Genomic DNA, 12075 nt, shown 5'->3' with positions numbered 1-12075 from the left:
GATTCTACCAGCGGCGCTATTGCAGGCTGGCGAGCAGGGCTTGCAGCTCTTCAAATGAGGTCAGGCTCTGCATGCGCTGGACAAATACGGTCAGGCTGGGGCTGATGCGGCGCAGTTCGCGCACCGCCGCGCCCACCGGGTCTTCGCCGGCCGGGCCGGTGGGCGTGTCGGCATAGCTGCCGTAGAAGGCAAAGTAGGCCTGGTTGAGCTTGCGGATGGCGAAGCCGTTCTCCCAGAACACCAGGCGGCGCGCTTCCATGTAAGCTTCGGCATCGTCAACCTTGCCTTCGGCCAGCAAGGCATCCACTTGCAGGCGAGTGATGTGCATTTGCTCGCGAAAATCAAACGCTGGCGGGTCGTCCGCCCGCGGCGGGACGCGGCTGGGGCCGGGTGGTGGTGCGTACTCCGGATAGTAGTGGGCGATGACCGACGCGCCGATCTCCTTGCCAAAGAGGTTGGCGGTGGTTTCGTTCATCGTGGTCAGGTCTTGCGAGGCGCTGTAGTTGAGCCCCAGCGGATGCCAGGCCAGATAGTTGTGCAGCCATTCGTGGGCGATGACCTCGCTGAGCCAGTTGAGCGAGCTGGTTTGGGCCACCATGGTGGGATAGGTGCCGATGCCGCCCACCGGCACCACCAGGGTAGAAACGTCGAGCGCATTGGCAACCGCGTCTTCGATCTCAATGTGCTGCTCAAGGGTCAGCTCGGTTTCGAGCGAGATGTTGGCCTGTTGGCCAATGCTGTCGCGCCGCGAAACCACTAGCGCCCAAGGCAGCGGCGTGCTGTGGTACAGCAGCGGCGGAATGGGCTGGCCACCGGTGGTGAAGCCTTGCTGGGCCAGCGTTTGAGTGAGCTGGGCTTGCAGGATGCTCTCGGCCAGCGGTGCTTGCTCGGCGCGCTGGGCGTACAGCGTATCCAGGAACGCGCCCGTCTCCTCCATTTGGGCCGTCACATTGCCGGGGTCGGCGTGCAGTTGGTTGAGCATGGCTTCCTGGATCTGGATCTGCGCCACCAGAGCCATAAGATCACGCACCAGCTGCGTTTGCGCATCCTCCGGCAGGTATTGGTGGGCGCCAAGTGCGGCTTGCTGCAGCTTGAGGACCGCTGCATCCAGGGTCCAGCTGACATAATCGAACTCTACGGCCCGCGTGAAGGCACGCACCTGCTCGGTCTCATCCGAAAGGACAATGCTGGATGTGCTGAGAATGGTGGAACAGCCCGCCAGAAGCAGCAGGCATGCCAGTATGCGGCGCATTTGGGCATGATACTGCCCTTTGCAGGGGTACAGATGAGGGTCGGTTTAGCGCAAGGTTGTTGGCTATAATGCCAAGCCATGAATTTTCTTATCACCGGCGCGGCCGGTTTCCTGGGCTCGGCCCTCGCGAACCAACTCTCGCGTGAGGGTCACCTGGTCAGGGGTATTGACAACCTCTCCAGCGGCGAGCCGCAAGTGCTTTTTGATGATGTGCACTTCACGCGCGGCGATGTGAACGACCGCCCCAAGCTGTGGACCCTGTTGCAGGATATTGACTGCGTGTATCACCTGGCGGCGCGGGTGCTGGTGGCCGAATCGCTGCTGTACCCGCGCGAATACACGGACGCCAATGTGGGCGGCACCGTCAGCCTGATGGAAGCCATGCGGGATGTGGGCGTGCGCCGGGTGGTGTTCGCCTCCTCCGGCGCGGTGTACGGCGACCAGCAGGAGCAGCCGCTGCGCGAGGAAGCTTCGCCCTTCCCGCATTCGCCGTACGCGGTCTCCAAGCTGGCCGCTGAATACTATGTGCGCACCATCGGCGCTCTGTGGGGCATCGAGACGGTGTGCTTGCGCATCTTCAATGCGTATGGGCCGGGGCAGCACCTGCCGCCCTCGCACCCACCGGTGGTGGCCAACTGGCTACGGCAGGCGGTGCGCGGCGGCTCGCTAGTGGTGCATGGCGACGGCAACCAAACGCGCGATTTCATCCATGTGAGCGATGTGGTGCGGGCCCTGGTGGCGGCCGCCACCGCCCCCGGCGTGGACCAGCGCGTGATCAATGTGGGCAGTGGGCAGGAAACTCGCATGCGTGACCTGGCCGAGATGATCCTGGAGATCACCGGCCGCCACGGCGAGATCCTGTATACGCCGCACAATGCCACCGGCGTCTCACGCATGTGCGCGGATACGCAACTGGCCTCGAAGCTGTTGGGCTTCACCGCCCGCATGCCGCTCGAAAAGGGTTTGAAACAAACCCTAAAAGAAGACGCCCGTTTTAAGGGCGCCTAGTTTCTTGTTTCTTCCGAATCTCTGAAAATTATTCGACTTTGAAGCGCTGAATGATGTCAGCATACTGAGCCAGGCGCTCAGGCGAAGGGTCTTTGCCGCCAAAGGTCAGGAAGACCTTGAAGGCAGCGTTGCCCTGCGGGTCAAAGAACTGAACGCTCAGTGCATCCTTGCCGTCGGTGTGGCTGGGCTTGGTGACGGCGAAAATGCTGGCCAGGCCGGCAATGCGAATATGCATATCCAGCGAGGGGGTCTGCACGTTGAAGAAGCCATGGGCGCTGCTGAACTTGCCGAAACTACCAACGGCTTCCAGCGTGGCTCCGCCATTGGAGACAACCACATGAACATCCCCCAAGGCTTCAAAGGAGCGGATGATGGCTTCCCACTGCTGGGCGTCAAGCTCGATCGCCAACTCGGCGGGCATGGCGCGCACCACTTCCAGCTCGGCAACGCCGAGCTGGCGGGCCAGCACCAGCACCATCTGCTTGCGATCACTGTCGTAGGCCTTACGAATGGCCTCGGCGCGTTCAATCTGGTTAAGTCCGTCTAACTTCGGCAGGCTGTTTTCCAATACCATCTCTATATATCCTTTAGGCGAATGTAGCAATTCTACATCATGGGCTACAGAATCTGCAGCACATGCAGCGGCCCCAACAGGCCAAGCGAGCGCAGACCGAGCAGGATCACGGCGCTCAACCCCCAGTATCCCAGCAGGTACATCCAATCCCAGCCGCTAAAGTGCATGCGGCGGAAGAAGGTGCGCTGGCTGTGGGCGCCGAAGGCGCGCGCATCCATGGCCAGGGCGGTGCGCTCGGCTTGGCGGATGGCGGTGGTGAGCAGCGGCACGGCGGAGCGGCGCAGCTGCTCCAGTCGGCCGCGCCAGCCGGGCTGGCTGTCCACGCCGCGCACGCGGTGGGCGGCCTGCACGACGGACATCTCGCTTTGCAGCATGGGGATGAAGCGGAAAGCGGCCAGAGTGCTGTAGCCGATCCGGTACGGCAGGCGGGCCTGCTGCACCAGCGCACGTACAAAATCAGCCGAATCGGTGGTGAGCGAGAAAGGCAGCGAGCTGATGAGCAGGCCCAGGATGCGCAGCCCCGTCACCAGCGCGATGTACAAGCCACCTTGATACAGCTTGATCGGCCCCAGGGCAAACAGCAGAGGTGTATCCGCCACCAGGCTTTGGCGCACTAGGAATGGGTACAAGGCCGTGAAGAGCAAAACGATCATCATAAGTGGGCCAAGCAGGCGCAGGAAACGGCCCAGCGGGACGCGGCCAAGCGTGAGCAGGGTCAAGCTCACCAGAACGGCGAAGGCCAGTGGAGTCCATGGCTCGCTGGCGAGCAGCATCAACGCCATTTGCGGGATGGCAACCAGCAGCTTGCTGAGCGGGTTGAGCCGGTGCAGAAATGAATCATGGGGCTGGTATAGGGTCTGCATGCTATTGGCTCAGCGCGATGTAGTCGGCCATGGTGAGCACGCTGCGCAGGTGCGGGTGCTCGGTGGCCAGCAGGGCGGAAAGCCGCGCCAGCGGCGGCAGGGTCAGGCGCGCTTCAGAGAGCAGCTGCGGCAAGCCGGCCAGCTCAGCCGGGGTGCCGTCAAACAGTACTTTGCCGGCGCTCATCGCCACGACGCGGTTGGCGTTCTCCAGCACCAGGCGCATATCATGCGTGATGACGATGACGGTCTTGCCCTGCTGGTTGAGCCCGCGCAGGATCTTGAGCAGAGCGGTAGCGTTGCGTTCATCCTGCCCGAAGGTGGGCTCGTCCAGGATCAGTACGTCCTGCCCCAGGGCCAGCATGCTGGCCACACTGAGGCGGCGTTTCTCGCCGTAGCTCAGGGTGAAGGGATTGGCCTTGGCGTAACGCCACAAGCCAAAGGTCTCGAGTAGCTCCTGGGTCTTGTGGGCGATGACATCTTCGGGCTCGTGCATGACGCGCAAACCATACGCCACTTCATCCCAGACGGTTTCGGTGACGAACTGGTGCTCAGGGTTTTGGAAGACGTAGCCAATCCGCCGGGCAAGCTGCTTGGCGGGAATGCTGGTGAATTCTTCGCCGTGTAGGCCAATGCTGCCCACCGGCGGGCGCAGGATGCCCATCAGGTGCTTGGCCAGGGTGGTCTTGCCGGCGCCATTGGCGCCGACGATGGCCAGAAAATCGCCCTGGTTGACCTTTACCGAAACATCATGCAGGGCTTCGAGATGGCCGTAGGCAAAGGTGAGGTTTTTGACCTCGAGCGCCGGCGCGGCCGGGCTGCGGCTTTGCGCCGGCTGCGGCGCAGCCGCCACCGAGCCCGCTACCCAGCCTCGGAAAGCGCGCACCGCTTCTCCCAGTGTGATCGGGAACAGGGGTAGCTCCCGCCCGCGGCGGCGCAGCTCGTGCGCCAGCACGGCCACTTGCGGCATCCATACGCCCATTTCCTGCAAAGCCGGGCCGTATTCGTCAAAGACCAAGCGCGGTGGGCCGTCGGCCAGGATGCCGCCTTGTGGATTCAGCACTACCACGCGGTCAATCAAGTGCATCAGCTCATCGAGCTTGTGCTCAATCAACACCAGCGTATGCTTGCTGCGTGATTTGAGTTCGGCCAGCAGGGCAAAGACCTGCTGGGTGCCCATCGAGTCGAGGTTGGCGGTGGGCTCGTCGAAGACCAGGATCTCCGGCTGCATCGCCAGCAGCGAGGCCAGGGCCACGCGCTGCTTTTCGCCCCCGGAGAGGGCCGAGACGGGGCGGTCGCGCAACGCCAGCACGCCCACATCGGTGAGCACTTGCTGGATGCGCGCTTCCATTGTTCGGGGGTCCTGGCCCAGGTTCTCCAGGCCGAAGACGATCTCGTCTTCGACCTTGAGGGTGGCGAATTGGGCGTCAGGATCCTGGAACAGAATGCCGACCTGCTGTGCAAGGTCGGCCACGCTGTGCTCCTGCGTATCGAGGCCGCCTACGCGTACATTGCCCTCGCGCAGCTCCCCCACTGCCTGCGGCAGCAGGCCGTTGAGGGTGAGCGCCAGGGTGCTCTTGCCGGAGCCGGACGGGCCGAGCAGCAGCAGGGTTTCGCCCTGCTGCACATTCAGGTTGAGCTGGTTGATGGCCGCGAGTTTGCGCCGCGCGTATTTGACGGTCAGCGCGCGGATCTCAATAATCGACATCTACGAACTTAAGCCAGGAACAGGCGGATATCTTCAACCATGAAGACGGCCAGAATGCCGATCATGAGCACGCTCAGCGCAATGTAGCGCCAGCGCCATGATGTGTTCCACAGGCGGTAGATGTTGTAGAGGATCACACTGAGGGCAACCACATCGATGATGACGCTGATGAGCAGCGAGACCGAGCCGCTCAGCCCCACGAAGGGCAGCACAAAGGGCAACACGATGTACTGCAGCGTACAGCGGATGGCTACGAACACCAGGTAGCCCGCCATGCTGCGGTCACTGCCTTTGACCTGTTCAGGCGTGGGGGCTACAAGCCCATTAGTCTGGCTGGACTGCATCGGCTTAGATTTCATCCGCGGTGGTTTCTCCCAGGGCGGTATTGGCCAGCACGCCAGTCTTGACTACCGAGTTGGCCAGGTAGCGCGCCACCAGCGAGCAGGCGGAAAATACGACGGCGGACACGACCGCCGCGATCAGCAGGATGCTGGGTTCAAATGCGGTGGTGCGCAGCATGGAGCCGAGGATGAGCAGGTAGACCGTGATGCCGGAGGCCATGCCCAGCCACAGCATGCGCGGCGTACTGAAGTTCTTGTAGCGGGTCAGCAGCCATACGAACAGCTCGCCCACCAGGCCGATCAGCCCGCCGATCATAAGTACGATCAGGCTGTATGGGCCCAGCATGGAGGGCAGCGCGCTGAGGATGCTGGCTAGCATGGTGGCGCCCGGCTTGCGCATCACATAGGCGGCAAAGGCAGCCGGCAGGAAATACAGGCCGCCCAAGATGGCGCGGGTGAAGATGCCGCCAGCGCTCAACAGGCCGGCGTATGCCCAGGTTACCGGGATCAGCAGCACACCGAAAGCCAGGCCAATCACGATGGTGACCAGCAGGTCGCGCGTGCTCCATGTAGAAGACTTTTTAGCCATTTACTAACTACCTTTCCCTTGCTGCAGGCAAGTTGTACCACTTTCCAGCCGCGTTGACGCGGTCTGGAAAAAGCGCGTAGGATGAATTCCTTGGTGTCCCTCAGGGGCGATCAGGCACTTTGCAGGCCGGGGGAAGCCCGGCCTGCAGTTTCTGATGTTAAGAGCCGCAGGAGCTAGGCGGCTACTGATTGCCAAACTATAGTGCCGGGTCTAGCCAGAATCTAGACCCCATGCTCAAGATAATTTTCGCCCGCGTTGAAACTATTAAACGAGCGATCGCGCTTGTTGGGGCCGAGCAAAACAAAGCTTGCCATCCTGCAACACACGATTGCCAAAATCCTCGTCAAGAAGATTCTGTAACAAGAGTACGAACTCTCCATTCAAAGAAAGAAATGATCACCATATTTATGCTCAGGGTTGCTCGATTCCTCCAAAAAAAAGCGATTCATAAACCTGTAAGTTGCCTAGTGAAGATTGCAAGCCTTTGTTTCACAAAAAATATTAAGGTACTTCGTCGCAACAGGGATACTTTAGAGCCGCAAGGCCGATTTGCACCACGCGTTGGGGCGCGTGGTGGGCTACCCCCATGTGTGGGTATGCTGTGAAGCTTCTGAATGCGGTGATAAACATAGAAAGCGCGAACGAAATTTTAAAAAGCGAGCGAATCAACTCACTCTTAAAGAATATGATTCTTTTAGGTTTTTGTAGGTGATTCAACGGCAAAAATCCTTGACCTGCATAGGGCTTTTGTTACAATGCCGCCCCTCAGCGTATCTCACACGCGGGACAGCAATTTATCTTTACCATGTATAGCTGAACACAAAATACTAGAAAGCTCTGGAGCACATACAGAGCCTTCTTTTTCGTCTACGTGTGAGACGAGCTGAGAGAGAGGAGAGCCGTTGAACGCAAGCCACGCCTGGCAAGCTGCCCTGGGGCAGTTGCAAGTTGAAATGCCGAAGAGCACCTTTGACACCTGGGTGCGCGAAGCAGAGTTTGTGGCCTATGAAGACGGCTCTTTTGTTGTTGGCGTCAACAACGCCTACGCGCGTGACTGGCTGGAAAGTCGCCTGAAGAGCACCGTGACGCGCATGCTGACTGGCATCATGAACCGCAGCGTGGAAGTGCGCTTTGTAGTGTGGACCAAGGAGCAGGCCGTGCCCGCCCAACCCACGATGCGTGAGGCCGTGAGCGAAGCGCCGCCCGCCGATATCACGCAGACCGAGGACGCACCCGCCGTCAGCATTGAGGCTGAACCGCTGGCTGGCCCGCAGTTCGGCATCAACTCCCGCTATACCTTTGAGAATTTTGTCGTAGGCTCTGGCAACCGCCTGGCCCACGCCGCGTCCATGTCCGTGGCCGAGACCCCGGGCAAATCCTACAACCCGTTGTTCCTTTACGGCCGCGTAGGCCTGGGCAAGACCCATTTGCTGCGCGCCATCGGCTACGCTGCCCAGCAGCGCGGGCTGCGAGTGCTGTACGTGTCCTCCGAAGAGTTCACCAATGACCTCATCAGCGCCATCCGCAGCCAGACCACTCCGGCCTTCCGGGATAAATACCGCTCGGCGGATGTGCTGCTGATCGACGACATCCAGTTCATTGCTGGCAAAGAATCCACCCAGGAAGAGTTCTTCCATACCTTCAATACCCTCCACGGCCAGAACAAGCAGATCGTGGTCACCTCTGACCGCTCTCCGAAGGGCTTTCTGACCCTGGAAGAGCGCCTGCGCTCCCGCTTCGAATGGGGCCTGCTGGCGGACATCCAGCCCCCGGATTACGAGACCCGCCTGGCTATCCTGCGCAGCAATGCCGAGAAGCTGGGCCGCCCCGTGCCCGCCGAAGTGCTGGAAGTGATCGCTGAACGCATGCAGTCCAACATCCGTGAACTGGAAGGCGCCCTGAACCGCATCGTGGCCTACGCCTACCTGCGGGATGTGCCCCTGACCGCCGGTCTGGTGGATGGCGCCCTTGCTGATATGCTGCCGGAGCCGCAAAGCCTCTCGCCGGAGAATATTGTGGAAGCGGTGGCCAAAGCCTTCAACCAGCCGCTCGACAAGCTACTCTCGCGCGATCGTTCGGCCCCGGTGGCGCTGGCCCGCCAGGTGGCGATGTACCTGCTGCGCGAGGAGGCTCGCCTCTCCCTGCCCACGATCGGCGAAGTGCTGGGCGGCCGCGATCACACCACCGTGATGCACGGATACGAAAAGATCAGCGACCTGATCGAAACTGACGAACGCTTACGCCGCCAGGTCAGTGACCTGCGCGACCAGCTCTACGGCGAGCGCACTGCGGTGCGGGCCTAGGTTCGAGCCAAAACAAAAAAAGAGGCGTGGATGAAATCCACGCCTTTTTTTTGTTTACAGCTGAGGTAAATGTTCGCCAGGGTCTGCGCCGTTGTGTTGCATCACAACCGCGATCTGCTGCAGCGTTGGCATGTTGTGCCCGGTGCCGATGTTCTGCACCTTGGCCGCGCCGGTGGCGTTGCCAAGCATGGCCAGTTTCTCCAACGGCAGGCCGTGCAATACGCCATAGATCATGGCGCCCGCCACGCTATCGCCGGCGCCGGTCGCATCTTTGGCTTCCACATCCAGGCCGGGGGCTTGCACGCGCTCATCGCCGCGGGCAGCCAGCAGACCCTGCTCGCCGCGCTTGAGCAGGATCAGTTCGGCGCCGATCTTTTGCAGCGCCTGCACTACGGCTTCGTCATCTTCCAGGCCGGTCAGGCGCAACGCCTCGCGGCGGTTCATCAGCACCACATTGCTCATCGCGATGGCTTGCAGGTGCCAGCTATTATCGATCTCCGGATTTCCGGGGCCGGGGTCAAAGAACGTGGTCACGCTGGCGGCGCGGGCGGCTTCAAAGCCGGCCAGCGCCAGCGCCGGGCTTTCGGGATACTCCGCCCAGCCGTCAGCAAAGAAGGCCGCCCCGCTCTGGATGGCGGCTTGCCATTGCGGCAGCAAGCTGCGGTGCTGCAATGAGCCTGGATAGCCAAGATAGCCGGGCTCGCTGTCTTCATCCACAATGACGCCGGCAACCGGCGTATGCGCCTCAGAGCTCACCAAGAAATTTTCAACGTCCACTCCTTCGCGGCGCAGCCCCTCGCGCACCACCAGGCCGAAGCCATCATCGCCTACTTCACCCAGCGCGCCCACCTCCACGCCAAAGCGGGACGCCATGATCGCCACGTTACACGCGCCGCCCGGCCCCACTTCCATATAAGACAAGCGGTGAATGTCACGCGCTTGCACCGGAAACTTTTGCAGACGCATGCCAATGTCTGCGATCAGGTCGCCAAGAATGTTCAGTTTCACTTGTTTTTCTTCTTTCGCCATTGTTTGTATTCGTCCACAAATTGATCAACTGTCAAAGGAGTCGCATTCATTTTCAAAGCCTGCGCCAGGCGCACCAGTTGCGGCGGGGCCACTTCGGCCTCGTCCAGTTTTTGGGTTTGGCGCAACACCTCGGCGGGTGGGCCATCCAGGTGGATTTTGCCATTAAGCATCACCACCATGCGTTCGGCGTGTTGAGCGCAAAAATCCACATCGTGCGAGATCATGATCAGCGTACGCCCCATTTTGTGCAGATCGGTCAGAATGCGGCTGATGGCGCGGCGGCCAAGCTCGTCTTGCCCGATAGTGGGCTCGTCTAATACCAGGATGGGCGTATCCATGGCGATGGTGGCCGCCAGCGCCAACAGCTTGCGCTGCGGGGCGGGCAGGTCATAGGGGTGACCCTCGGCCATGTCTTGCAGGCCCACCAGCTTGAGCGCGCTGGCCACGCGGCGCTGCACCTCGGCTTCGCTGGCGCCCAGGTTGCGCGGCCCGTAGGCTACTTCGCGGGCCAGCGTGCGTTCGAACAGCTGGTCATCCGGATTCTGGAACAGGAAGCCCACCCGGCGGGCCAGGGCGGCCGGGCTGCGCTCGGCAGCCTTCCAATCGCCAATGTGGACTGTACCCTGCGTAGGGCGCAGCAAGCCATTGAACAGCTTGACCAGGGTGGTCTTGCCTGCGCCGTTCTCGCCCAGGATGGTGAGTAGTTGGCCGGAGGGGATGGTGAGATCGACACCATCCAGCGCCAGCACGTCCGAAGGGTAACGAAAGCTGACGCCCTCTACGCGCAGGTTCATTTCAGGGCCTTCTTCGCCTGCTCCAGCGTAACCGGCAGCTGCTTGCGGCGCAGCAGGCGGGCGGCTGCTTCGCTGTATTGAGTACGGCCAATGCCCAGTCGCAGCATCAGCTCAGAGCTCAGCACCTCCTGCGGGCTGCCTTCGGCGCGCAATTTGCCGCCGCCCAGCGCCACCACGCGGTCACAGAAGGTGGCCAGCCACTCCAGCTTGTGCTCTGCCAGAATGACGGTGATCTTGCGCGTGCTGACCAGCTTGCTGAGGGCGGTGAAGACGTCTCGTGTGCCGTCAGGATCAAGCTGTGAGGTGGGCTCGTCGAGCACCAGCACGCGCGGCTGCATCGCCAGGATGGAGGCGATGGCGATGCGCTGCTGTTGGCCACCGGAGACCGAGAACGGTGAGCGGTCGGCCAGGTCTTGAATATTGACCAGTTCAAGCGCTTCGTCTATACGGGCGTGCATTTCGCCGCGCGGCAGGCCTAAGTTCTCCAGCCCGAATGCGATCTCTTCGCGCACAGTAAAGCGTGCTCCACTGATCTGGTTGAACGGATTTTGGAACACCAGCCCCACCTGGCCAGCCAGCTGGCCCAGGTCCAGCGAGGCCATGTCCTTGCCGTCGAAGGTGAGCTTGCCTTCAAGTTCCCCGTTGAAAAAGTGCGGCACGAAGCCGCTGAGCGCGTAGCACAGCGTGCTCTTGCCGGCGCCGTTGGCGCCGACAATGCCGATGAACTCGCCCTCGGCAATGCTGAGCGAGATGCGCTGCAGAGCCGGCTCCTCGCTGCCGGGGTACCAGTAGCTGAGCTTATTGAGCTCGATCATTGCAGGGCGCTCCACAGCCGCCAGGCCAGCAGGCCGGCGGCGCCCAGCACCAGCAGCCAGCGCAGAATGCGTTGGCTGCTGCTATCTGCCAGGATGTGCAGGCTGGTCTTGCGCGCCGGGCTGCTGAAGGCGCGCGCCTCCAGCGCCATGGCGCGCTCGCTCACGTCCATCACGCTGCCCAGGATCAGCGGGCCTACCATCGGCAGCAGCAGCCGGGCGCGGCTGAGCAGGCCGCTCTGCAACTCCAGGCCGCGGGCTTGCTGCGCGTCAATGATCACCTGGGCGCGGTCCTGAAAGCTGGGAAAGATCTGGATGGCGGTAAGCACAACGTAGGCAATGCGCGGCGGGAAGCCGCGCTCGGTCAGGGCTTGCATCAGCTGAGCTTGCGGCGTGCTCTGCATCAGCAGCAGCGTGCCGCCCAGCGCCACCAATAGGCGGGCGGCGAAGGTGAGACCGGCCAGCAATCCCTCTTGCGTGAAGGCGAAGCGCCCAAGCCGGAACAGGATCGTTTCCCCGCCGCTGAAAAAGCCCTGGATGATGGTGAGTGAGATAAGGAAAGGCCCAACGACCAGCAAGCAGGATTTTAGGAAGGAGCCGGTTAACCGCCCCCAGATGGCCAGAGGCAGTAGCAGCACCACGAACAGGCCCAGCAGCCAGGGCAAGCTGGGCAGCGCAGCGGCGCTGGCAAAGCACAGCGCCGTGAGCGCCACCTTGGTGAGCGGGTGCAGCCGGTGCAGGCCACTGGAGCGCTCGATGTAGATACTGCCGCCACGCATGCGCCGATTAAACCACCTTAAAAACA

General features: G+C 61.6%; 13 protein-coding genes. 3 read left to right on the top strand and 10 right to left on the bottom strand.

Going from position 1 to position 12075, the window contains the following annotated elements:
- Positions 1-16: 16 nt before the first annotated feature.
- Complete coding sequence (locus tag KIT08_05385; protein ID UYN90667.1) at positions 17-1252, bottom strand: hypothetical protein; 1236 nt, start codon at positions 1250-1252, stop codon at positions 17-19.
- Between the two features lie 78 nt (positions 1253-1330).
- On the opposite strand from KIT08_05385, the gene KIT08_05380 reads away from it, so the two are divergent.
- Positions 1331-2260 carry an NAD-dependent epimerase/dehydratase family protein gene (locus KIT08_05380; protein ID UYN90666.1) on the top strand — a complete coding sequence of 310 codons (930 nt, stop codon included), beginning with the start codon at positions 1331-1333 and terminating at the stop codon, positions 2258-2260.
- Between the two features lie 28 nt (positions 2261-2288).
- On the opposite strand, the gene KIT08_05375 is transcribed toward KIT08_05380, so the two are convergent.
- Genes KIT08_05375 through KIT08_05355 form a run of 5 tightly spaced genes read right to left on the bottom strand, consistent with a single transcriptional unit; the run spans position 2289 to position 6332 of the window.
- Positions 2289-2834 carry a hypothetical protein gene (locus KIT08_05375; GenBank protein UYN90665.1) on the bottom strand — a complete coding sequence of 182 codons (546 nt, stop codon included), beginning with the start codon at positions 2832-2834 and terminating at the stop codon, positions 2289-2291.
- Positions 2835-2878: 44 nt separating this feature from the next.
- Positions 2879-3697 carry an energy-coupling factor transporter transmembrane protein EcfT gene (locus KIT08_05370; protein UYN90664.1) on the bottom strand — a complete coding sequence of 273 codons (819 nt, stop codon included), beginning with the start codon at positions 3695-3697 and terminating at the stop codon, positions 2879-2881.
- Position 3698: 1 nt separating this feature from the next.
- Positions 3699-5402: an ABC transporter ATP-binding protein gene (locus KIT08_05365; protein ID UYN90663.1), complete on the bottom strand. Its 1704-nt coding sequence runs from the start codon at positions 5400-5402 to the stop codon at positions 3699-3701.
- 8 nt (positions 5403-5410) lie between these two features.
- Complete coding sequence (locus KIT08_05360; protein UYN90662.1) at positions 5411-5761, bottom strand: hypothetical protein; 351 nt, start codon at positions 5759-5761, stop codon at positions 5411-5413.
- Positions 5751-6332 (bottom strand): ECF transporter S component, encoded by a 582-nt coding sequence (locus tag KIT08_05355; GenBank protein ID UYN90661.1) that lies wholly within the window; start codon positions 6330-6332, stop codon positions 5751-5753. The genes KIT08_05360 and KIT08_05355 overlap by 11 nt, the downstream gene beginning before the upstream one ends.
- Before the next feature lie 230 nt (positions 6333-6562).
- Between KIT08_05355 and KIT08_05350 the strand changes: the two genes are divergently transcribed.
- The gene (locus KIT08_05350) at positions 6563-6937 is read left to right on the top strand and encodes a hypothetical protein (GenBank protein ID UYN90660.1); all 375 of its coding nucleotides are present in this window, start codon (positions 6563-6565) and stop codon (positions 6935-6937) included.
- A 297-nt stretch (positions 6938-7234) separates the two neighbouring features.
- A complete protein-coding gene (gene dnaA, locus KIT08_05345; protein ID UYN90659.1) occupies positions 7235-8635 on the top strand; it encodes a chromosomal replication initiator protein DnaA in 1401 nt (466 codons plus the stop codon).
- Between the two features lie 54 nt (positions 8636-8689).
- On the opposite strand, the gene KIT08_05340 is transcribed toward dnaA, so the two are convergent.
- Genes KIT08_05340 through KIT08_05325 form a run of 4 tightly spaced genes read right to left on the bottom strand, consistent with a single transcriptional unit; the run spans position 8690 to position 12049 of the window.
- On the bottom strand, positions 8690-9664 hold the full coding sequence (locus KIT08_05340) for a carbohydrate kinase family protein (GenBank protein UYN90658.1): 975 nt from the start codon (positions 9662-9664) through the stop codon (positions 8690-8692).
- Entirely contained in the window at positions 9640-10458 is an 819-nt protein-coding gene (locus KIT08_05335) for an ATP-binding cassette domain-containing protein (protein ID UYN90657.1), read from the bottom strand. Before KIT08_05335 ends, KIT08_05340 begins: the two co-directional genes overlap by 25 nt.
- On the bottom strand, positions 10455-11273 hold the full coding sequence (locus tag KIT08_05330) for an ATP-binding cassette domain-containing protein (GenBank protein UYN90656.1): 819 nt from the start codon (positions 11271-11273) through the stop codon (positions 10455-10457). Before KIT08_05330 ends, KIT08_05335 begins: the two co-directional genes overlap by 4 nt.
- Complete coding sequence (locus KIT08_05325; protein ID UYN90655.1) at positions 11270-12049, bottom strand: energy-coupling factor transporter transmembrane protein EcfT; 780 nt, start codon at positions 12047-12049, stop codon at positions 11270-11272. Before KIT08_05325 ends, KIT08_05330 begins: the two co-directional genes overlap by 4 nt.
- Positions 12050-12075 lie beyond the last annotated feature (26 nt).

This window comes from Anaerolineales bacterium (assembly GCA_025808555.1).
Classification (GTDB): Bacteria; Chloroflexota; Anaerolineae; order Anaerolineales; family UBA11579; genus JAMCZK01.
The sequence above is the reverse complement of the archived record's forward strand: the minus strand, read 5'-3'. Positions and strand labels throughout refer to the sequence as shown.

Coding starts and splice junctions, on each gene's coding strand:
- KIT08_05330 (UYN90656.1), bottom strand. CDS start 11,273: ATGATCGAGCTCAATAAGCTCAGCTACTGGTACCCCGGCAGCGAGGAG.
- KIT08_05340 (UYN90658.1), bottom strand. CDS start 9,664: ATGGCGAAAGAAGAAAAACAAGTGAAACTGAACATTCTTGGCGACCTG.
- KIT08_05375 (UYN90665.1), bottom strand. CDS start 2,834: ATGGTATTGGAAAACAGCCTGCCGAAGTTAGACGGACTTAACCAGATT.
- KIT08_05370 (UYN90664.1), bottom strand. CDS start 3,697: ATGCAGACCCTATACCAGCCCCATGATTCATTTCTGCACCGGCTCAAC.
- KIT08_05335 (UYN90657.1), bottom strand. CDS start 10,458: ATGAACCTGCGCGTAGAGGGCGTCAGCTTTCGTTACCCTTCGGACGTG.
- KIT08_05365 (UYN90663.1), bottom strand. CDS start 5,402: ATGTCGATTATTGAGATCCGCGCGCTGACCGTCAAATACGCGCGGCGC.
- KIT08_05380 (UYN90666.1), top strand. CDS start 1,331: ATGAATTTTCTTATCACCGGCGCGGCCGGTTTCCTGGGCTCGGCCCTC.
- KIT08_05360 (UYN90662.1), bottom strand. CDS start 5,761: ATGAAATCTAAGCCGATGCAGTCCAGCCAGACTAATGGGCTTGTAGCC.
- KIT08_05350 (UYN90660.1), top strand. CDS start 6,563: ATGCTCAAGATAATTTTCGCCCGCGTTGAAACTATTAAACGAGCGATC.
- KIT08_05355 (UYN90661.1), bottom strand. CDS start 6,332: ATGGCTAAAAAGTCTTCTACATGGAGCACGCGCGACCTGCTGGTCACC.
- KIT08_05325 (UYN90655.1), bottom strand. CDS start 12,049: ATGCGTGGCGGCAGTATCTACATCGAGCGCTCCAGTGGCCTGCACCGG.
- KIT08_05385 (UYN90667.1), bottom strand. CDS start 1,252: ATGCGCCGCATACTGGCATGCCTGCTGCTTCTGGCGGGCTGTTCCACC.